Raw genomic sequence first — 20,461 nt, 5'->3', positions numbered from 1 at the left:
GTCATACCCTTCTCGCGATTTTTGCGAAACCTGGTAAAAGTCAAGTGTTTTCTGAGAAAATAACCAAAAAATTCTAGAATATTTCCCATAATGAAAAATGGGATTAAATGAAAAATCCCCCTACCCAAGTAGGAGGATGCTAATAAAGATGGTTCGAGGAAACCCTTGTCCCATCAGCCTCGGCAAATGCCGAGAGGCTATATAATATTAAGGAGGTGGCTAGTTGGAAAAAAGAAGATTAGGCAATAGCGAGCTATATCCCTCGGTTATAGGCTTTGGCGCTTGGGCTGCGGGGAAGCAGGGTTGGGGCGAGGTCGATGATGATGAGGTTGAGGCAGCCATTCGCCGTGCGTATGATTTGGGTATTACCTTTTATGATACAGCGCCTGTTTATGGCTTTGGGCACTCTGAGCAAACGCTGGGAAAAGTGCTTCAGCCTGTACGTGAGAAAGTGATTATCGCGACAAAAGCAGGACTCGCCTGGAATGGGCAAGGAGAAGTAAGCATTAACGTATCAAAGGCGAATATCGTGCGCGAAGTAGAGGAGAGCCTGCGGCGCTTAAATACGGATTACATTGATCTGTATCAAGTCCACTCACCTGCCCCTAGCGGCATAACACCAACTGAAGAGACATTTGAAACGTTGAATCAATTAGTGGAAACGGGAAAAATACGCTATATCGGCGTTTCGAACTTTAATGTTCAGCAATTAGTTGCTGCGCAAACGGTCAGTCACATTGTATCATTGCAATCGCCTTACAATCTGTTTCAGCGAGATGTTGAGCATGCCGCTTTGCCTTATGTCAAACAGCTGAATATCGGTTTTATTCCATATAGCCCATTGGCACAAGGTTTATTGACGGGAAAATTCAATTATTTAACGCGGCTCCCGCAGACAGATGTTCGCGCACAGCTTAACCCATTGTATTCTGAAAAGCAGTATATTAAAAATATTGTCGTCATTGAAACGTTTACAGGTATAGCTAGAGCTATCGGAAAACCGCTTAACCAGGTTGCCATTAACTGGCTGTTATATCGCAAGGAAGTTTCGAGCGTCATTGCAGGCGCAAAAACGATTAAGCAGGTAGAGGAAAATGCAGCCGCTGCAAAATGGAGCTTATCGAGAGAAGACTATGAGCAAATCAGCCGGTTATTTGAAACGGATTCTTCATATGTCATATAAAAAAAAGGCAGCAGCCTCTTGCGAGGTCGCTGCCTTTCTGACTTATTGAGCTTATATGACTGGCCAGTAGATAAGTCGAAGCAACTAGCAATTGCTAACTGACGGTTTGCTTCGAGGATGGGGCAGATTCGCCATTTTCATTTTCCGAAGTCACATAGAAGCTTCCTGTTATGAGTGGAGCAACATACTCAAAGCTTGTTTCCGAGGTGGAAGCAATCTTCGTATATTGACCATCATTATTTGAGCTGTAATATACATGATACTGTATGACTTGATCCGAGACGCTGTTAGACGCCCAAGTTAAGCGTACGCTAAGATCCGTTTTTGCAGCCTTTAGGCCTGTTGGAGCAGCAGGCGCTTCTGAGCCTGGTTGATCTTCTCCCGGAGTATCGTCGCCGCCCTCAGGCGGATTAGGGGTGATTGGGTTGTTTCCGTACTGAACCAGCTGGCTCGGTGCTGATTCTTTGCCCACAACATCAACCGCAGTCACGTAATAAGTATAGCCCAGAGAACCGGAGGCGTTGACCTTCATCCGCTTCTCAGCACCGGCAATGATGGATTCTCCTTGCTTCTCGTAAGCGCCTTGATTAATCGATCTGTAGACGCGATAACCGACAACATCCTTAGCTGAACTATCGCTAAATGTTAAAATGAGCGAGCCATCCGTTGATTGCATCTTTATGCTTGCAGGAGGCGGTGGAGCAGCACCGTCATCGACACGCGGATCTGGCTTGGACGGCGCATTGTCTTCCGCGTCCGCAGGCAGGTATACCGATATCGAACGCCGGCTTTTTGCCGGTAACTTGGACTGCGCAGCTTTGATCTCATCCATTAGGACATCCAGCGGCTTTTTCCGTTTAATGACGATTTGCTCCTTAACCATATCGCTTGGCGTAGCAGGGTTAGGGACGTAATTTACACCTTCGTAAGTGGTATACGCCATCTTAACGAGCGCATCGTCTGTTTTCTTCGGTATATCTTTTTTATTGAACCAATCGGTTACGAGCATGCCTGCTTCCTTCGTTAATTGGCTTGGCAGCAAACCGCTTGCACTGGACACCGTTGCCTTGACGATGCCGGATGGCCGCTCGAACTTGTCGGTTACAAAAATTTCAGGTTTTGTTTCTGCTAATTTGTTCATCATTAATGCCCATATGGAACGGGCTCTTGCTTTACCATTCTCAGAGAGGGAATTAACCTGCTCCTCGTAGCCGGCCCACACACCTAAAGTAATATCAGGCGAGAAGCCCATGAACCATACGTCGCCATAGCTTTGCGTCGAGCCCGTTTTACCTGCAATCGGGATTTTACCGTATTTCTTGAATTGCGATTTGAGCTTGTTGGCAGAGCCGCTTCTGTCCGAGATAACGGTAGAGAGCATATCGGTCATCAGGAACGCGCTTTGTTCCGAGAATACGCGTTTTGGCTCTTGCTTATGCTCGTAGATGATTTTGCCGTTTGCGTCTGTAATCCTTGAAATCATATAAGCGTCATTGAAGACCCCTTTGTTCGGAATAGAGCCATATGCGTTCGTAAGCTCCTCGACGGATGTACCGATGCTTAGTCCTCCGATTACGCCTGTTTGTGAAGAGGAGTCGGTCGGCTGAAGCGTTGTTATTCCAAGTTTTTTGACAAATGTCCATGCATTTTCGATTTTGACTTCCTCATTAAAAATTTTCAAGGCCGGCAAATTCAATGAGCGGTTTAACGCTTCGCGTGCCGTTACAAGACCCGCAAACTTCCGATTGACGTTCATCGGGATATGGAAGCCTTTCTGACCGTCCTTGAGGACGAGCGGCGCATCATCAATGATGCTGGCAGGCTGGATAAGCCCCATTTCAATAGCCGGCAAGTATGCGGCTAATGTTTTCATAGTCGAGCCTGGCTGCCTTGTCATTTGAGTAGCGTAGTTTAGCTGCTCCTCATAAAAGTCGCGGCCTTCGAGCATTCCTACGATAGCTCCGGTTTTGTGATCCAGCATGATCGCAGCGATTTGCTCGAGACCCTTTTCCTCACTGTAAGGCGAAAAGTTTTCATCATTGCTGCCGATCTCACGCATGAACTGGTAAATATCCTTGTCAATCGTCGTATAGACATGATAACCGCCGCGAAGCAGATGATCACGGGCTTCCTCGATTAACCCGGCATTTTCCTTTTTGCGAAGATCAGCTTTCGTTAATGTCTTATCCTGTTCCATAAGCATAATTTCCGCTGCTTGACGTTCTGCTTCAAGCATCAAATAGGGATATGTCGTATAAGCCTTCTCAGATGGCTTGGCAAGCGTCTTCCGAATGTCAAATTTGAGCGCTTCATCGTATTCCTGCTGCGTGATGCGACCCGTCTCGAACATCCTCATCAGCACAGTCCGTTGCCGCCCAAGCGCCAAGTCGAACCCGCCTTGATTGAATTGGCCTTTTCCCGTGAATGCAGTATAGGCTGATGGCCGCTGCGGTAGACCTGCCAGATAGGCAGACTGCGCAAGATTTAGTTGGTTAAGATCGGAAATACCAAAAATACCTTTGGCTGCTGCTTTAATTCCGAATAGATTGTAGCCGCTAGAACCGTTCCCGAACGGAACCTTGTTCAAGTAAGCCGTTAATATTTCTTCCTTCGTTAAATAACGCTCCATGCGCAGGGACAAAAATATTTCTTTGATTTTACGGCTGTCCGTTTTGTCCAGGCTTAGAAATACGCGGCGAGCCAACTGCTGAGTAAGCGTGCTTCCTCCGGTTTGCGTATCCTCGTTTAGAAGCTTTTGCTTCACGGCGCGTCCAAGTCCGTTGATGTCTACCCCTTTGTGCTCAAAAAAATTGTTGTCTTCAATACCAAGTACGGCATTGATAACCTGTGGAGGTAAATCATCGTATGTAATAATCATTCGATCCTCAGACGTTCTTAGCTGTCCGACAAGTGTATCATCATTGAAATAAACGAACCCGGTTATGGCGTTTTCGCCTACTTTTTCTTCAATGACGGTCCGTGGCCTTACCTCCTCATTTTTCACGAGTGCTGCAACATAGCCCGTTACTGCGCCGCCTGCCAGCAATCCGATAAAGATTCCGAAGTATACCATCCATTTGACTGTTATAAATGTTATGATTCCGAATGTACGCCATTTGCTTCTTTTGACTGGCGCCGGTTGACGATCCTCTTGCATTTTTATAACTCCTCCTCCAAATAGCAGACCTATTATAACATAAATCACCAAAGGAACGCATGCTTTAACAGCATTGACTTCCTGCTCAGCACTGTGGTATAAAATCTATAATGTTTCATCTAATCAATGCTTTGAAGGGCATGAGTAGACAGCGAATCGTAATTGCAGAGAGCCGGTGGGTGGTGGAAACCGGTATGCGCCGCTTGTTGAATTACCGCCTGGAGCTAAGTGAAGGAACCGTATGCTAACGATCAGTGTCAGCCCGAGAAGGGGCAGCTGTCTAAAGCCGCAGTAGTTCACTTCGGAGCCCGTCTCCGTTATCAACAACGAAGTGAGAGTAATGCTCGGGTCTCAATGATCATGGTCATTGAAAGACAGACATACTCTAACGAGGGTGGTACCGCGAGCTAATCCTTCTCGTCCCTTGGGGCAAGAAGGATTTTTTATGTCTATATAGACGTATACGAGGGAGGAAAAGTTGTATGGCAAAGTGGGAAAGTTTAACGAATGAGCAACAAATGGAGGTCGAGCGCCAGCTTGCTGTTATCCGGCGAGGTGTCGTAGAAATCGTGCCTGAAGATGAATTGAAAAATAAAATGGCAAAGGCAGTCGCAACAGGTACGCCGCTCAAAATAAAGCTGGGCCTTGATCCATCGGCACCGGATATTCATATCGGGCACACCGTTGTTTTGCACAAGCTGCGTCAGTTTCAAGAGTTTGGCCACCAGATTCAGTTAATTATCGGAGATTTTACGGGGAGGATCGGCGATCCAACCGGCAAATCGGAAACGCGTAAGCAACTGACAGAAGAAGATGTAAAGCGGAATGCGGAAACGTACCAGAAGCAGATTTACAAAATTTTAGATCCGCAGCTAACGAAGCTCTACTACAACTCGGAGTGGCTGGCGCCGCTTAACTTCGTTGATGTCGTTAATTTAGCTGCCAAAGTAACCGTTGCGCGCATGATGGAGCGTGACGACTTCACAAAGCGCTACACGGGTGGATTGCCGATCAGCATACATGAATTTTTCTACCCGCTTATGCAAGGCTATGATTCGGTTGCTTTAGAGTCCGATGTAGAGCTCGGCGGTACGGATCAGAAATTTAATCTGCTCATGGGCAGAACGCTGCAGAAGGAATACGGCAAAGAGGCTCAGGTAGCCATATTGACGCCGCTGATTGAGGGCCTCGATGGCGTAAACAAGATGAGCAAAAGCTTAGGCAATTACATCGGCATCGATGAGGAGCCAAACCAAATATACGGCAAGTCGATGTCGATCCCGGATGAGCTTATGTTCAAGTATTACGAGCTTGCTACCGATTTAAGCAACGAGGAGCTGGCGGATTTGAAGTCCGGTCTTGAGGATGGCTCCATGCACCCGCGCGATGCGAAAATGCAGCTGGCGGCTGCATTTGTGCGAATGTATCATGGCGAAGAGGCAGCGACAGCTGCTGAAAATCATTTTATAACTGTTTTTCAGCAGCGTGCTCTGCCTGATGATATTGAAGAGGTGCCCGTGTCACTGGGTGATCTCGATAACGGTCAAATTCGCATCGTAAAGCTGCTTACAGAGCTTGGTCTACAGCCGACAAGCAGTGAGGCAAGGCGCAGCGTGCAGCAGGGAGCAGTACGTATCAATGAAGAGAAAATTACCGATGTGAATGCTGACGTTACGCTGCATGACGGCGACGTGCTTCAGGTTGGCAAGCGCAAATTTGTCAAAATTAAATTAGTATAATTGTTCTAATAAAGCTTGTTGAATGGATAAAATTCAGCAAGTTTTATTTTTTTAGAAACAAATCCCTATTTCAAACGTAATAAATAACGGAAGCATTAACAGTTTCTGGATACAGAGAGAGGAGGAGGAAGTTGGAGACGCTATTTATGTCTTGTCTAATCGGCGGAATCATGTATGCCCTCGTTAGTGTCATTTTTGGGGATTGGCTGGGTCAGGCATTGGACGGTGCGCTCGATTTTTTGTCGTTAGATGGTCATTCTTGGCTGTCACCGACTGCGCTTGTTGGGGGAATTACCGTATTTGGCGGGGCAGGGCTTATGCTCGATCGATATACTTCTTTCGGAGCGACAGCCATTGTAATTGTAGCCTTATTGATTGCGCTCATAGCTGGAACGGCCGTTTTTTTCCTATATATTAAGCCAATGGAGCAAAGTGAGAATTCAATCGCTTTTTCGCTTAATGGGATGTCCGGCATGCTGGGAGATGTGCTCGTTCCAATTCCGGCGGCTGGCTATGGGGAAGTGATGGTTAAAGTAGGGGCTGGATTTACGAATCAGATTGCCGCAAGCTTTGATGGGGTTGAAATTGCAAGCGGCTCCAAAGTTGTGGTCGTTGAGGTAAGAGACAGCACGCTTTATGTTTCCGAAGTGGACTTATCTTAATTGAGCAGTGGAGAGGGGAATGTCAATGCCGGAAGTTTTTGTTATACCAGCAATCGTTATTGGAGTAATTGTCGTCTTGGGTCTAGCCTTCTGGGCGCGCTATAAGACGGTGAGTCCGGATGAGGCGATGCTCGTAACGGGTTCGTTTCTTGGTACTCGCAACGCCAGCACGGATGAATCGGGTCGAAAAGTAAAAATCATAAGGGGCGGCGGCGCGTTTATTTTGCCAATCTTCCAAAAGGCTGAGTTTCTATCCTTGCTGTCGCATAAGCTTGATGTGTCGACACCAGAGGTCTATACGGAGCAAGGGGTTCCGGTTATGGCGGACGGCGTGGCGATTATTAAAATCGGCGGAGCGGTAGAAGATGTGGCAACGGCGGCAGAGCAATTTCTAGGCAAGCCGACCGAGGCGCTGAAAGGCGAAGCGCAGGAGGTACTGGAAGGACATTTGCGTGCTATTCTAGGCTCTATCACGGTTGAAGAGGTTTATCGGAACCGCGACAAATTTGCGCAAGAGGTGCAAGGGGTTGCGGCTAAGGATTTGAAGACGATGGGTCTTCAAATCGTATCCTTCACGATCAAGGACCTGCGCGATAAGCACGGATACTTGGATGCACTGGGCAAGCCGCGTATCGCAGCGGTTAAGCGTGATGCGGAAATTGCAGAGGCCGAAGCGGTTCGGGATGCTAGAATTCAAAAAGCACTTGCATCCGAGGCTGGTCAAAAAGCCGAGCTCGTGCGTGATACAAACATTGCTGAGGCTGAGAAAGAGAAGGAAATGAAGGTCGCTTCCTTTAAACGCGATCAGGATACAGCGAAGGCTGAAGCGGATCAAGCTTATTCGATTCAGGAAGCCCGCGCGAAGCAAAGCGTTGTAGAGGAGCAAATGAAGGTTGAGCTCGTACGCAAAGAGCGTGAGATTGATCTGGAAGCGAAAGAAATTTTGCGCCGCGAGAAGCAGTATGATGCGGAAGTGAAAAAGAAAGCAGATGCGGACCGTTATGCGGTTGAGCAAGCGGCTGAAGCGAACAAGGCGAAGCACCTTAAAGAAGCAGATGCCTTGCAGTACCGGATCGAAGCAGAAGCGAAAGCACATGCCGCTCAGAAGCGCTTGGACGGCCTTGCTGTCGCTGAAGCGGAGAGAGCGAAAGGTACGGCTGAGGCAGATGTAATCAGGCTGCGCGGTTTAGCGGAAGCAGAAGCGAAAGAGAAGCTTGCTGAAGCTTTCGAGAAATTCGGAGAAGCTGCCGTGCTTGATATCATCGTCAAAATGCTGCCTGAGCTTGCCGGCAAAGTAGCTGAGCCGATCAGCAACATCGATAAGCTTACCGTTGTAGACACCGGGAACGGAGAAGGGGCAGCGCGCTTAAGCAATTATGTGACTTCATTGATGTCTTCCGCGCCAGAGATGCTGAAGAGCGTATCCGGCATCGATGTGAATGCTCTTATTAAAGGACTGACATCTAGGGCGATTAGTTCACCGGGCACGAGCAGCATACCAGTAGATATTACTGCTGCTGCTAAGCTTCCCGAAAAATCGTAAGCAAAAGAATAAAAAAACCTTGAACCAAATGGTTCAAGGTTTTTCTCATCATTAACGGCTGTAGAATTCGACGATTTGTTTCTCGTCGATATCTTGGGAAAGCTCACCGCGATCAGGCAGACGAAGGAATTTACCTTCCATTGATTGATCATTGAACTCAAGGTAGTTCGGAAGGTGGTGACGGCCTTCCATAGCTTCTTTAATTGTTCTTAGGCTGCGGCTGCGCTCGCGCAAACCGATTACATCGCCAAGGGAAACGCTGTAAGAAGCGATATCCACTTTCTTGCCGTTTACAGTTACGTGACCGTGTGATACCAACTGACGAGCTCCTGCACGGGAGTTGGAAAGGCCAAGACGGTAAACGAGGTTGTCAAGACGGCTTTCAAGGAGACCCATGAAGTTTTCACCGGCTTTACCTTTCATTTTTGCCGCTTTGTCAAACAAGTTGCGGAATTGTTTTTCATTCAAACCGTACATGTGGCGAAGCTTTTGTTTCTCTTGCAATTGAACGCCATAACCGCTCATTTTTCTGCGTTGGTTAGGGCCGTGTTGACCTGGTGGGAATGCGCGTTTTGCAAGTTCTTTACCCGTTCCGCTCAAAGAGATTCCAAGGCGACGGCTTAGTTTAAATTTAGGTCCTGTATAACGTGACATACGTAATATTAACTCCTTCATCAAATAAATTTGTGAATGGGGTTGTGTTTCGCCGAATACGTTCAACGTCCGAGCAAGCTCGTCCCTGTTAGGCTAGTCAGCCGCTGGCCTACAGCGAACGTATTTCATGAGGGTGACACAAAACCGTACGCCCATCTATTCATCAATATATAATATATGAAATATATAGTCATTGTCAAGGTTCATGCATGAATTTAAACAAGATCTTAAGAGCATCGAAAGTCCTATATTTTATCGACTTAGTAGTGCAAAATTCTCAAAGATGGAGTATGATGATTGTAATAATAAGCTAAAATGGGAAGCTCATCTCCTTGGTTATCAGATGAAAGGGTTGGGGCTGCATGGTTGATCGAGTGAATAGCAATTTTGCATATTATAAAACCTCTACAATTGTGGATATATCAGCAGAATCACAACCGATTTGGTTCAGTAGTGAAGATATACGCGATGCGGACAAGCCTTTGTTACCTCCTTTGTTTCAAGAGGGTTTTAATCAATGGGCAAATGAATCAGCTGCTTTGGCATCATTTAAGAATGGTGAGTTTGTGCTGTTCAATCAAGAAGCGGAAGAGGTTGCTGCAGCGGGTCAGTATGACGATGGGCGTGAAAATCGTAATGCTGCACTTGAGACAGCGGTCAGCCGTGTTCTAAGCAGCGGAGAGAGCTGTGAGAGTGGCGAAGAAGATCTATTTGTTGCAGCAGTGCCTGTGCATAGGCGTAACGATGGCGCTGTTTTTGGCGTTTTCACATACATTTCATCTAACGGCTCTCTGATGGATTTGACTCAGCTTCTAGGATGCTCGCTTCATTTCCGCAGCTGTTTTTACCATAAGTTCGAACAATTATACGTCAAGGATCTGCTCTTGCAGCAGCAGCGGGCAGAGAAGGAAGCGAAAAAAAGAAATGAGCTGTTTCAAGCAACCAAACGGCTGTATGATCAAATCGATGTTTCCTCCGTGCTATCGGAGCTGCTTCGCAGTTTAGAGATGCTGTACCCGAGCTCTGAGGTTTATTTGTATTTGTCGCAGGATCACTTGAACGGCGATCCTCGCGTGAAGCCGCTCGTCTTCAAAAATGCCGAGCATGATATTGTGGCTAAAGCGTTTCTTAACGGGAAATCCGTATCCGAGAAGGATCGGGACGGTACCCTTCGGCTGGCTGTTCCGATGACCGGCAAGCAAGCTGCATATGGCGTTCTATGCATGTCTATCGGGCCAGGAAAATGGGATGTGGCAGATTTGCCGGCCTTCCTGCTGTTAGCCGATACTTCAGGGTCAGCATTCGAGAATGCGAAACTGTACGAGCAGTCTAATTTGCTTATCAATGAGCTGCGCCTTATTAATGAGCTTACGAAACGACTGAACCAATCGCTAAGGCTTAAAGAAATTTTTCAATTTGCGACAAGCGAGCTTTTAACGATATTTGATGCTGACTTTTGCTGTGTTCTGCAGCTAAATAAAGATAAGAATCAATTTGTTGTAATGTCCAGCAATTTCCCGGCACTTACGAGCGAGCATTTCTCGCCCGACTATGGCTTCTGCGGCATTGTTTACCGTACGAGAGAGCCTTTAATCATATCCGATTACTGGCATACTCGTGTCGTAACCTCCAAGCTAATGGACAATACGAGCTCGAGATCGCTTATCGCTGCGCCTATTTTGGCGGATAACGAGGTCGTAGGCGTCATTTTGGTTGCGCATAAGGCGCCGAATTTTTTCTCTTACGAAAATTATAAGCTGCTTCAAGTGATGAGCACGCATATCGGTCTTGCGGTGACGAATGCTTCCTTGCATGCTGAAGTGCGTCGGATGGTTATTACCGACAATTTGACCGGGCTTCATGCCCGTCATTATTTAAATGAACAAATTTTAAACCGTCAGCGCAAGGATCCATTTGGGTCGCTTATCCTTGTGGATATTGATTTATTCAAGCGAGTGAATGACACTTTCGGGCATCAAGTCGGCGATCGCATTCTCATTCAAGTGAGCGACATTATAATGAACTCGATCAGACTTGGCGACATAGCGGCAAGGTGGGGCGGCGAAGAGCTAGCGGTATACCTGCCAGGCATAAGAGCCGAACAAGCTTACCGCATCGCCGAGCGGATTAGGCTGCAGGTGGAGAGAGAGACTGACCCGGTCGTAACCGTATCATGCGGCGTATCCGAGTGGACGTTTGAGGATGATAAAATTAGCGTAGAATCGTTATTTTATCGTGCCGACATGGCGCTCTATGAGGCTAAGAATAACGGAAGAAATTGTATTTATGTCGGACAAAGCTGAATATAGCCTGATTTTTATTACAGAACAGGTCAGATGAAGGATGCCTTAGCGGGCATCCTTTTCTTTTTGCCCATAAGTGGAATAAGTATCTTGCAGGTTAGGGACGATATTACAATAACCGATTGGATGGGAGGAGCAGAAATGAAACGAAACAAATCAATTGGAGCGGGTCTACTTGCATTAGCATTTATGTCGATGCTAGGATGCGGCGATGCAGGCGATAAGCGATCACCAGAGGAATGGCTATCCTTATCTTATTCAGGACTTGCGGCCACGGATCAATACGCTTTTACGGGCTCGATGAGCATGAAGACGGCGGATGGTTTGGAATTTAAACCGGAAATATTCGAAGGCAAAGTGGTGGACCATCAGCAATTGACGCTTCAGACGAGTACGGCAGACCCGCTGCATTGGAACCCTGTGCAAGTGCTGGAGGCATTGAACAATGCTAATGAGGGAGTTCGTTTGGCAAACGACACCTACGATCCAGAAACGGTCACGCTGCTGATTACAGAAAATGCCGCCGTCTCAAAGGAGCGATGGAAGCAGAGGCTGCGTCAGCAGCTCGATCAGCTCGATATCCCGGCAAAGAATCGTCCGTACCGCCAAGCATGGTTGAAGGAGCTTACACGCTCTCGCAAGCAGTTAGACGATATGCTGGCTACAATGAATGCGGTGACGAAGTATGAATTGGTCATTGATCGAGATCGGATGCTTCCACTTAAAATGGAGGAGAATACATCCTTCAGCTATACGTACAATCATAAACCGGCAGCAGAGGAAAGGTACACGACAGTAAGATTTCAATCCTTTAACGGAGCATCGAGCGAAACTGTTCAACAGAAGCAAAAACGTGTTACGATGGATTAGAAGGCAAGGAAGAAGGAGAGGATTTTTAACATGCGTGACCCAAGATTGCAAAAGCTGGCAAAAAATTTAGTCGAATATTCTATTGATGTTCAGCCGGGCGAAAATGTATTAATTGACATGGTCGGTTCAGAACGGGAGCTGACAAAATGTTTAATAGAAGAGGTTGCTAAGCGCGGCGGAAGACCTTTCGTTGAATCGAGCGATCGTTCCGTGCTTCGTACTTTGCTGCAGCATGCGACTAAGGAGCAAATGGAGCTATGGTCATCGCTTGATTTGGAGCGGATGAAAAACATGCAGGGCTATATCGCAGTACGCTCTGGCGACAATGTCAACGAGCTGGCAGGCATTCCTGATGCGAATATGCGCTTATACGAGCAAATCTACAGAAATCCGGTACATATGGAGCAGCGCGTTAAAAAAACGAAATGGGTCATTTTGCGTTACCCGACCCCTTCAATGGCGCAACTTGCGAACATGAGCACGGAAGCGTTCGAGGATTTCTATTTTGACGTATGCAATTTGGATTATGCCAAAATGGACAAAGCAATGGACCCGCTGCAGGCGCTTATGAGCAAAACAGATCGCGTCCGCATCGTATCGCCAGGAACGGACCTTAGCTTCTCGATCAAAAACATCGGAGCTAAAAAATGTTCCGGACATCGCAATATTCCAGACGGCGAAGTATTTTCCGCGCCGGTACGCGACTCCGTGCAGGGCACGATCACGTATAACGCGCCTAGCGTTTATTCTGGCGTAACGTTCCAGAACATCTCGCTCACGTTTGAGAACGGGAAAATTGTGAAGGCAGAGAGTAATGACACGGCCCGTTTGAATGAAATTTTAGACATGGATGAGGGCGCGCGCTACATTGGTGAGTTTGCGATAGGGTTTAATCCGCATATTTTGCATCCGATGAATGACATCTTGTTCGATGAGAAAATTGCGGGCAGCCTGCACTTCACGCCAGGCCAAGCGTATGAGGAAACGGATAATGGCAACCGCTCCTCCGTGCATTGGGATTTGGTGCTCATCCAACGTCCGGAATATGGCGGAGGAGAAATATATTTTGACGATATTCTCATTCGCAAGGATGGCGTTTTCGTAATTCCTGAGCTTGAAGCGTTAAATGCTGAAAACTTGAAATAAATAAAGAAAGTGTCATTGCTTTCTTAATTATAAATGGAAAATAAAGCGTTTTTCATTTTACCACTTGCTCGATGTTACGTTTCGGGTTATCATGGTGACAAAGGTAAGCTTTACTAATTTAACTGGAGGGATCTCCCATGTCCAACAATGCAGCTATTGTAGAAATTTCCCAAACGGCTAGCCAATTCACTTCGTCCATCGTACTGCAAGCCGAGAGCAAATATATTGATGTAAAAAGCATTCTCGGACTATTCACAACACTAGTAGGCGGCCATGCCTATGAACTGCATGTACACGGACCTGATGCTGAACAAGCAAAAACAGCGATGGCGGATATTTTCGCTAAGCATAACTTGAACGTTACTGTTATCACGGATTAGTAGTATTATAATATTCCAGAATAGCGTCCCTTCTTTTTGAAGGGGCGCTTTTCTGTTTTGACCTTGTATAATCCCTCTTTTTCGTCTAATATAAAGGGTATAGAAGACGGCGGCGGATACGCGCACAGGGGGGAAAACGATGTCTTCACCGGAAATTACGGTACAATTGCATGAGAAAGCGCTTCGTCTCCTTCAAGAAGATGCGAGTAAAATAGAAAAGCTAATCGAAGTTCAGATGGAAAACTTGACAACCCGTCAATGTCCGCTGTACGAGGAAGTGCTAGATACGCAAATGTATGGATTCTCGCGAGAGGTTGATTTTGCTGTTCGCGCAGGTTTGTTAGCAGAGATGGCAGGCAAGGAAATAGTGAGTCGATTAGAGCGTAATTTAGCAATGCTATACGAAGCTTTGGAAAGAAAAGAGTAGCCTCCAAATGGAGACTACTCTTTTTTTTTCTCTCGAATAGATCAATGGTGTATGCTTATACAAGGTAGAAGGCAATACCGAGAATAACATAGACCATAAGGAGCAGAACGCCCTCATACCAGTTCGTCTGTCCGTCGCGCGACACGGATTTGGCGATAAAGACGGATACGCCGATTGCGGTCAACTCGATTGGCGTGAAGACGATATCCATCGTGTTGCCGAACATTGCGCTGACGAGAATGAGTACGGGAGCTACGAACAACGCGATTTGAAGGCTGCTTCCGATGGCAATTTCAACAGCTGCGCCGATCTTGTTTTTCATGGCCAAGATGACGGCAGCGCTATGCTCTGCGGCATTACCGACGATAGCGATGACAAATGCCCCTATAAACAGCTCAGATAGGCCAAATTGCTCGCTAAATGCATCAAGGGTATGTACAAGCCATTCACTTACAAAGGCGACCATAACGGTAGCAAGGACGAGGAAAAAAATCGATTTTCCTTTGGACCAGGCAGGCTCCTCGCCATGATCGGCATTCATGACTTCGTCTGAGAGCATATCCTTATGCGTCACCATCGAGAAGATGAGCCACAAAATGTAGGAGATGATCAGAATGCCTGCAACCGCTAGGCTTAGAAACTGATCCTTCTCAAACGTGAAATTCTCTGAAACAACGAATACAGCTGGAACGAAGAGTCCGATGACAGCCATGATCATTAGGGTAGAGTTATGATCGGCCAATCGGTTGTTGAAGCGCTGCTCCTTATACTTCAGACCGCCCAACAAAATACTGAGTCCCAGCACAAGCAAAAGATTTCCGATGATCGCGCCCGTCAAGCTCGCTTTCACCATATCGAATTGCTGTTCCTTGATCAAGAATATAGCGATAATAAGCTCGGCGGCGTTGCCGAAGGTTGCATTTAGAAAGCCGCCCAACCGCTGACCCGCATAGTGCGCGACGCTCTCGGTCGCTTTGCCGAGAAACCCTGCCACAAAAATAATGGCAATCGCGGAGATGATGAACTGCAGCGTGTTGCCAAAGTGAGCAAAATGACCGATCCCGCTTAGCGCAAACATGACGATTAAACCTGTGAAAAACAATTTTTGATTCAAACTAAGCACCTCTTTGCAAATTTGCTGAAATCCTGTTAATAATATAGCGGAAAAGATGAGCTATGTAAACTTTACCATCTTTTAATCGAAATGAAACTTACAAATTATTATATTTTAAAATAACAGATTTTCGCATTCATTTAAAAGCAGTGTTCTTGCTTCGCGCCTAAGGTTCCATTACAATAAACGTATATGGCAAAATGAGGAGTGAGTTACATGTCCGAAGAACTTCAAACTGGTCTAATCCGAATCTCTGATGATGTAGTTGCAACGATAGCTGGACTTGCAGCACTTGAAACACCAGGCATCGCAGCAATGTCTGGCGGAATCTCCGAAGGTCTTGCCAAACGGCTGAGCGGCAAAAACGTGCAAAAAGGCGTGTCTGTTGAGGTTGGAACAACTGAGGCTGCCATTGATCTTCGAATTATCGTTCATTATGGCATCCCGATTCAAGAGGTTTGCCGTCAATTGCAGCTTAATGTGCGTGAGTCGGTAGAGAATATGACTGGCCTGCATGTAGTGGAAGTAAACGTGAAGGTAGAAGGCGTTGCCTTCAAAGAGGAAGAAATTGAAGAATCGCAGCAGCAGCAGCAACGGCTAAAGTAACGAATAGATAGGCAAGCAAAAAGACCTCTTACATGGAAGAGGTCTTTTGTTTTGTTGTGAATCGGTTTTGCGAACCGCTTTTCGCATTTCGATTTTCAACTTTATTCGATTCTCTTGAGATGCTTAGAAGAACGCCCATGCACATGAGGCAAATAAGCAAGGATGAACCGCCATAGCTTATGAATGGCAGAGTGACGCCGGTCATTGGAATCGCGTTGGTAACGCCTCCGATGTTGATGAATGCCTGCATAGTCAACAGCCCAACGATGCCGATGCCTACGATCGTTCCGTATTCATCAGGACAACGCAGGGCGACAATAAGGCCGCGCCATAAAAAGACTAAATAAAACAACAAGAAAATAGTGCTTCCGATAAAACCGAACTCTTCGGCTATGATTGAGAAAATAAAATCGTTGTAGGCGTATTTTAAATAATGCAATTTTTGTACGCTTTCGCCAAACCCGGCCCCGGTTAATCCGCCATGCCCCAATGCTTGCAAAGAAGACACAATTTGAAATCCGGTATTTTGTGCATCAGCCAGCGGATCAGAATAGGTCGTAAACCGGTCAATTCTATATTGCCATCCTTTTGGGTCGATTGCCATTCCTATGCTGACTATAACCGTACCTAAAATCGCGAGGACGATTCCGACAGCAAATAAATGCTTGAGGTTCGCGCCGCCTGCCAAAATCATTATAGCTGCACATGAGCCAAGTACTATACAGGATCCAAGATCGGGCTGCATCATAATAAGTCCACAAATGAACCCAACGATAACGATTACCGGCAGCAGTCCCTTTTTAAAATCGCGGAATTTCTCGCCTTTTTTGGAAATAAGCGCTCCGAGATACAAGATGAGTGCAAGCTTGGCAGCCTCAGTTGGCTGAATGCCAAGTGTTCCGATATTGAACCAGCTTCGGGCACCATTAACGCCCTCGTTGATAAAAGGAACAAGAAAGAGCATGAAAATAACAGGTACGAAGAATAGCATAAAAGCTTTCTTATATACTTGGTAGCGCAGGTTCATCATAAAAAGCATCATAAAAATACCAAGGCCAGCCCATACGAACTGGCGTTTGATAAAGTAAAGCGAGTCGTCTTTTACTACTGCTGCAACGCCTGAGCTTGCGCTGAATACCATCACAAGTCCGAAGCCTACGAGCAGAAAGGTCAAAATGAGAAGCAGAAAGTCCGGTCTTCCACGGCTACCGTTCTGCGTGGCTTTCATGATTCCACCGTTACACTAGCAGTTGTTTCAATTGCTGCAGTCTTTGCGTTGCCGTATTCATAATTGGCTGCGGTACCGGAGATTCATATTCAAGGCCATGAGGGAAAGTAGCTCGTCCGATGTAGACGGATTCGATAACAAGCACAGCATGAGGCGATTCCAGCTTGCCTTCAACGGCGCGAGTCGTAATTCTTAGAAAATATTCGGAGCCGCTAGCGCGATCCTCAAGTTTTAAATCGTATGTAGCGCGATAATATTCCCATTGCCAACGGACGAAGCCAACTTTTTCAGCAGATTCGTCTAAATGGTCTAGTTCGCTTTTAACACCGTTTAAGCCGGTATTTTCAATAATCATGGTAGTTCCTCCTAAAGGTTTTGTGAAGCAAAACTGACTTCGCAAGCATATGCTTCCAATTCAAAAGACAGAGTTGTACATTCTTTTCTCATGATAGTATGTTTCCCCAGCAAGCGCAACCCTTACTCCAACCCCTCAACGTGGTCAAAAGTGACATTTTGAAGAAATGTATATTTCCTTTTGATTCATTGCCGCATTAGCTTTCTTAATAAGGCCGTCATCTGGTAAACTAGATAAAATGATCTTATCCGTTAGGGAGCAAGGCTTCCTAAGGTAAGCTTTGTGAAATAAAACGCAGAGTGAGCTTTCAGAAGTTATTTGTTTCACAAAAATGTAAGGAGGTTTGCGATTTGCAGACAGAGGATGTCGTAGATCTAGAGCTTCAGCAGCTATATCCGAAAATGATTCGCTGGCGGAGGCATCTCCATCAATATCCGGAGCTTTCGTTCCATGAGCGTGTAACGTCGAGCTGGATTGCGAGCCAACTAGAGGGACTTGACTGCGAAGTGAAGAAGGATGTTGGCGGCCACGGGCTAATCGCCGTTTTTAAAGGGGGCAAGCCGGGTCCGGTTGTTGCGCTTAGGGCTGATATTGACGCACTGCCTATCCAAGACGAGAAAAAATGCGAGTACGCTTCAAAGGTACCTAACGTTATGCATGCATGCGGGCATGATGGCCACACTTCAACGCTGCTCGCAGTCGCTTCGTATTACTCGGCTAATCTCGCCGATATTAGCGGTGAACGCAGACTGCTGTTCCAGGCTGCCGAGGAGGTTACGCCAGGCGGGGCGATGCCAATGATCATAGACGGGGCGCTTGATGGTGTAGACGCCATTTATGGCGTGCATTTGTGGACGCCGCTTGCGCATGGATTGGTTGCTTCCAAAGCAGGGCCGTTTATGTCCGCAGCGGATGAATTCGTTATCGATATTGTTGGACGCGGGGGACATGGCGGATTGCCGCACCAAGCCACCGATGCGATTATGATCGGATCTACGCTCGTTCAGACGGTGCAGTCGATCGTTAGCCGAAATGTGAATCCGCTTCATCCAGCTGTCGTGTCGATTGGCTCCTTCCAAGCAGGCACTACCAACAATGTCATTGCTGAGCGGTGCAGGCTGATGGGCACGGTCAGATCATTTGACGAGAAGACGCGGAAGATGATTCATGAACGTTTGGAGTCGCTTGTTACGCATGTCTGCCAAATGCATGGAGCTGAGTTCGACTACCAGATGCGGATCGGATATCCGCCTGTGGTGAACGATGCGGCGGAGGCTGATCGTTTTTTCAAGGTTGGTGAGCGGTTGTTCGGTGAATCGGCTGTCGTCTTGTCGGAAGCAATCACTGTGGCAGAAGATTTTTCTTATTATTTGGAAAGGGTTCCGGGCTGCTTTATGTTTGTAGGTGCCGGTAACGAGAACGGTGGAGCCCATTACTCGCATCATCATCCTAAGTTCGATATTGATGAGCGGGCTATGCTTCGCGCAGCGAGACTTTTGATCGGAATGGCTGAAGATTACGCGAGCGGCTCTGCTCAATCAGCTCTGAGATGAATGTACAAGCTTCGAAGCGGACATGCTAATCCTCGGAATCACAATACGAGGAGGGAATTCAGATGAAAACCATTAAGCAAATTATGTCCACGGATTGCGTCACAGCTACGCTGCAGGATAATATATTCGAGCTTGCTGTGAAGATGAAGCAGCATGATATTGGATTCGTGCCAATCGTAGACGGCAAGAAGCTAATCGGTGTTGTAACAGACCGAGATTTGGTCGTGCGCGGTTATGCGGAGAAGCATTCCGGCTCAACGGCAGTTGCGGAAGTGATGACAACGGATGTGGATACGATAACTTCAGATACGTCAACCGATGAAGCGGCAGAGCTGATGGCATCGAAGCAAATCCGCAGGCTGCCTGTAGTGGATGGCGGCGAGCTGGTCGGTGTGCTGGCAATTGGAGACTTGGCGGTTCGTGAGATTTTCGTCAATGAAGCAGGGGAAGCGCTCAGTGCCATTTCCGAACAGGGGCATTCAGCGGTTCATTAATAAATAGGATTAAAATGAATAAGGCTGCCCGGAGCGTAGGATTACGCAATCGGGCAGCCTTATTTTTGCATGGGAATCAGCAAGTTTAATCATCTTCCCAGACGGATACTAATTCATTGTGTTGGTTGTAGAGCTCAGCGGGATCTGACTCTTTGTTATTCCAAATATTCGTAGCACCCCATTGCAGCATGGCAATGTCTGATGAGAACGACTCGTCTGCGGAGGAAATAATAACTTTTTGGTGAGCCTCCAGCAAATAATCTCCAAACGGGAATGTCTGGTTGCCGCGCACGCTGACGAGCTTCCAGCCGTTCAAATCAATCGCCTGGTCAGTCGTATTCGTAACGGTGGCAAGCTCTGCTTGCTTGTCTACCTCAATGATAATGCCGGTTCGAGCAGCTTTCTTAACTGGAAACTCCGTGCGATTGCTCTCAAAGTCGCTGCTCCAGAGTCCTCGCTTCGCTTGCTTTGCTTGCTGCTCCAATTGTTTGTATGTGTTTTCCATCCTGACATTTGGTTCAACAATAAGTACTTTTGCCAAACCTTGCTCCAGCAGCATTTCGTTTAGTATACGGCCATCTTTAAGCTCAACAACTGCCAGCGTACGATCATATTTATCGGTATCTTCCTTGTCGAAGGTAAGCCGGACCTCTTGCGATTCTGACAACAGCTTCTCTGTTACAGCGGATGCCTCGGGTCCGAATGGCTCCGCCGGACTATTGGGCTTTTTGGTTTCCGGCGTATCTACATATAGAAGTCGAATCGTCGTTTCATCGGAACCGGTCTTGATCTTAAAGGTGTCACCGTCAATATAGCCGGATACCTGATACCATTGGTTCGTCTGAATAACATTCGAGGAAAGCTCGGAAATGGCCGAACAGCCGACAAGCGGCATGCAAATGAGCATGAGGAGAATGATTATAATTCTTTTCATAGAAGTGATACCTCCAGCCCAATGTGCGGTCAATTATGAGAACTTCTTAATTACTATAACACATTTTATATAAAAAAATCGCGTTGCTCATGCGCTGGAATCGGCATAAAAAA

The 20,461-nt window shown here is 46.8% G+C and carries 18 protein-coding genes and 1 other annotated feature; of the genes, 12 read left to right on the top strand and 6 right to left on the bottom strand.

Going from position 1 to position 20,461, the window contains the following annotated elements; genetic code table 11:
• Positions 1-223 precede the first annotated feature (223 nt).
• Positions 224-1,183 carry an aldo/keto reductase gene (locus tag AC2TDN_RS06640; RefSeq protein ID WP_484687375.1) on the top strand — a complete coding sequence of 320 codons (960 nt, stop codon included), beginning with the start codon at positions 224-226 and terminating at the stop codon, positions 1,181-1,183.
• A gap of 94 nt (positions 1,184-1,277) precedes the next feature.
• On the opposite strand, the gene AC2TDN_RS06635 is transcribed toward AC2TDN_RS06640, so the two are convergent.
• Positions 1,278-4,340: a transglycosylase domain-containing protein gene (locus AC2TDN_RS06635; RefSeq protein ID WP_484687374.1), complete on the bottom strand. Its 3,063-nt coding sequence runs from the start codon at positions 4,338-4,340 to the stop codon at positions 1,278-1,280.
• 122 nt (positions 4,341-4,462) lie between these two features.
• Positions 4,463-4,768, top strand: a binding site (T-box leader).
• Positions 4,769-4,822: 54 nt separating this feature from the next.
• Between AC2TDN_RS06635 and tyrS the strand changes: the two genes are divergently transcribed.
• The 3 genes from tyrS to floT all read left to right on the top strand — a co-directional run bounded on the left by tyrS (position 4,823) and on the right by floT (position 8,284).
• On the top strand, positions 4,823-6,079 hold the full coding sequence (gene tyrS, locus AC2TDN_RS06630; RefSeq protein ID WP_484687373.1) for a tyrosine--tRNA ligase: 1,257 nt from the start codon (positions 4,823-4,825) through the stop codon (positions 6,077-6,079).
• Positions 6,080-6,210: 131 nt separating this feature from the next.
• Positions 6,211-6,741 carry an NfeD family membrane protein gene (locus AC2TDN_RS06625; protein ID WP_482066877.1) on the top strand — a complete coding sequence of 177 codons (531 nt, stop codon included), beginning with the start codon at positions 6,211-6,213 and terminating at the stop codon, positions 6,739-6,741.
• A gap of 25 nt (positions 6,742-6,766) precedes the next feature.
• On the top strand, positions 6,767-8,284 hold the full coding sequence (gene floT, locus AC2TDN_RS06620) for a flotillin lipid rafts scaffold protein FloT (RefSeq protein ID WP_484687372.1): 1,518 nt from the start codon (positions 6,767-6,769) through the stop codon (positions 8,282-8,284).
• A 51-nt stretch (positions 8,285-8,335) separates the two neighbouring features.
• On the opposite strand, the gene rpsD is transcribed toward floT, so the two are convergent.
• Positions 8,336-8,938, bottom strand: a complete 603-nt coding sequence (gene rpsD, locus AC2TDN_RS06615) for a 30S ribosomal protein S4 (protein WP_482066879.1) — start codon at positions 8,936-8,938, stop codon at positions 8,336-8,338.
• A 362-nt stretch (positions 8,939-9,300) separates the two neighbouring features.
• Here rpsD and AC2TDN_RS06610 point away from each other — a divergent pair, with 362 nt between their 5' ends.
• From AC2TDN_RS06610 to AC2TDN_RS06590, 5 genes are all read left to right on the top strand, one after another.
• On the top strand, positions 9,301-11,241 hold the full coding sequence (locus AC2TDN_RS06610; RefSeq protein ID WP_484687371.1) for a sensor domain-containing diguanylate cyclase: 1,941 nt from the start codon (positions 9,301-9,303) through the stop codon (positions 11,239-11,241).
• A gap of 141 nt (positions 11,242-11,382) precedes the next feature.
• Positions 11,383-12,111, top strand: a complete 729-nt coding sequence (locus AC2TDN_RS06605) for a hypothetical protein (RefSeq protein WP_484687370.1) — start codon at positions 11,383-11,385, stop codon at positions 12,109-12,111.
• 30 nt (positions 12,112-12,141) lie between these two features.
• A complete protein-coding gene (locus AC2TDN_RS06600; protein WP_484687369.1) occupies positions 12,142-13,257 on the top strand; it encodes an aminopeptidase in 1,116 nt (371 codons plus the stop codon).
• A gap of 137 nt (positions 13,258-13,394) precedes the next feature.
• Positions 13,395-13,637, top strand: a complete 243-nt coding sequence (locus tag AC2TDN_RS06595) for an HPr family phosphocarrier protein (RefSeq protein WP_482066883.1) — start codon at positions 13,395-13,397, stop codon at positions 13,635-13,637.
• 139 nt (positions 13,638-13,776) lie between these two features.
• The gene (locus AC2TDN_RS06590) at positions 13,777-14,064 is read left to right on the top strand and encodes an Fpa/YlaN family protein (RefSeq protein ID WP_482066884.1); all 288 of its coding nucleotides are present in this window, start codon (positions 13,777-13,779) and stop codon (positions 14,062-14,064) included.
• A gap of 55 nt (positions 14,065-14,119) precedes the next feature.
• Here AC2TDN_RS06590 and cax read toward each other — a convergent pair whose 3' ends face one another.
• Complete coding sequence (gene cax / locus AC2TDN_RS06585) at positions 14,120-15,178, bottom strand: calcium/proton exchanger (RefSeq protein WP_482066885.1); 1,059 nt, start codon at positions 15,176-15,178, stop codon at positions 14,120-14,122.
• 216 nt (positions 15,179-15,394) lie between these two features.
• On the opposite strand from cax, the gene AC2TDN_RS06580 reads away from it, so the two are divergent.
• Positions 15,395-15,784: an Asp23/Gls24 family envelope stress response protein gene (locus AC2TDN_RS06580; RefSeq protein ID WP_169083174.1), complete on the top strand. Its 390-nt coding sequence runs from the start codon at positions 15,395-15,397 to the stop codon at positions 15,782-15,784.
• 28 nt (positions 15,785-15,812) lie between these two features.
• Here AC2TDN_RS06580 and ftsW read toward each other — a convergent pair whose 3' ends face one another.
• Entirely contained in the window at positions 15,813-17,012 is a 1,200-nt protein-coding gene (gene ftsW / locus AC2TDN_RS06575; protein WP_484687368.1) for a putative lipid II flippase FtsW, read from the bottom strand.
• A 10-nt stretch (positions 17,013-17,022) separates the two neighbouring features.
• The gene (locus AC2TDN_RS06570; RefSeq protein WP_169083172.1) at positions 17,023-17,367 is read right to left on the bottom strand and encodes a YugN family protein; all 345 of its coding nucleotides are present in this window, start codon (positions 17,365-17,367) and stop codon (positions 17,023-17,025) included.
• A gap of 350 nt (positions 17,368-17,717) precedes the next feature.
• On the opposite strand from AC2TDN_RS06570, the gene AC2TDN_RS06565 reads away from it, so the two are divergent.
• Both AC2TDN_RS06565 and AC2TDN_RS06560 read left to right on the top strand, forming a co-directional pair.
• The gene (locus AC2TDN_RS06565) at positions 17,718-18,920 is read left to right on the top strand and encodes an amidohydrolase (protein WP_484687367.1); all 1,203 of its coding nucleotides are present in this window, start codon (positions 17,718-17,720) and stop codon (positions 18,918-18,920) included.
• Positions 18,921-18,982: 62 nt separating this feature from the next.
• Positions 18,983-19,414, top strand: coding sequence for a CBS domain-containing protein (locus tag AC2TDN_RS06560; protein ID WP_482065641.1), 432 nt, complete (start codon positions 18,983-18,985; stop codon positions 19,412-19,414).
• 85 nt (positions 19,415-19,499) lie between these two features.
• Here AC2TDN_RS06560 and AC2TDN_RS06555 read toward each other — a convergent pair whose 3' ends face one another.
• The gene (locus AC2TDN_RS06555; RefSeq protein WP_484687366.1) at positions 19,500-20,348 is read right to left on the bottom strand and encodes a thermonuclease family protein; all 849 of its coding nucleotides are present in this window, start codon (positions 20,346-20,348) and stop codon (positions 19,500-19,502) included.
• Positions 20,349-20,461: the final 113 nt, after the last annotated feature.

It is taken from the genome of Paenibacillus sp. Y660 (genome assembly GCF_057221575.1).
This window is presented reverse-complemented; position numbering and strand designations above follow the sequence as displayed.

Bases quoted from the DNA above. Each gene is read 5' to 3' on its own strand.
- AC2TDN_RS06590 (WP_482066884.1), top strand. From the start codon at position 13,777: ATGTCTTCACCGGAAATTACGGTACAATTGCATGAGAAAGCGCTTCGT.
- ftsW (WP_484687368.1), bottom strand. From the start codon at position 17,012: ATGAAAGCCACGCAGAACGGTAGCCGTGGAAGACCGGACTTTCTGCTT.
- AC2TDN_RS06605 (WP_484687370.1), top strand. From the start codon at position 11,383: ATGAAACGAAACAAATCAATTGGAGCGGGTCTACTTGCATTAGCATTT.
- AC2TDN_RS06595 (WP_482066883.1), top strand. From the start codon at position 13,395: ATGTCCAACAATGCAGCTATTGTAGAAATTTCCCAAACGGCTAGCCAA.
- AC2TDN_RS06570 (WP_169083172.1), bottom strand. From the start codon at position 17,367: ATGATTATTGAAAATACCGGCTTAAACGGTGTTAAAAGCGAACTAGAC.
- tyrS (WP_484687373.1), top strand. From the start codon at position 4,823: ATGGCAAAGTGGGAAAGTTTAACGAATGAGCAACAAATGGAGGTCGAG.
- AC2TDN_RS06610 (WP_484687371.1), top strand. From the start codon at position 9,301: ATGGTTGATCGAGTGAATAGCAATTTTGCATATTATAAAACCTCTACA.
- AC2TDN_RS06635 (WP_484687374.1), bottom strand. From the start codon at position 4,340: ATGCAAGAGGATCGTCAACCGGCGCCAGTCAAAAGAAGCAAATGGCGT.
- AC2TDN_RS06600 (WP_484687369.1), top strand. From the start codon at position 12,142: ATGCGTGACCCAAGATTGCAAAAGCTGGCAAAAAATTTAGTCGAATAT.
- AC2TDN_RS06555 (WP_484687366.1), bottom strand. From the start codon at position 20,348: ATGAAAAGAATTATAATCATTCTCCTCATGCTCATTTGCATGCCGCTT.
- floT (WP_484687372.1), top strand. From the start codon at position 6,767: ATGCCGGAAGTTTTTGTTATACCAGCAATCGTTATTGGAGTAATTGTC.
- AC2TDN_RS06560 (WP_482065641.1), top strand. From the start codon at position 18,983: ATGAAAACCATTAAGCAAATTATGTCCACGGATTGCGTCACAGCTACG.
- AC2TDN_RS06580 (WP_169083174.1), top strand. From the start codon at position 15,395: ATGTCCGAAGAACTTCAAACTGGTCTAATCCGAATCTCTGATGATGTA.
- rpsD (WP_482066879.1), bottom strand. From the start codon at position 8,938: ATGTCACGTTATACAGGACCTAAATTTAAACTAAGCCGTCGCCTTGGA.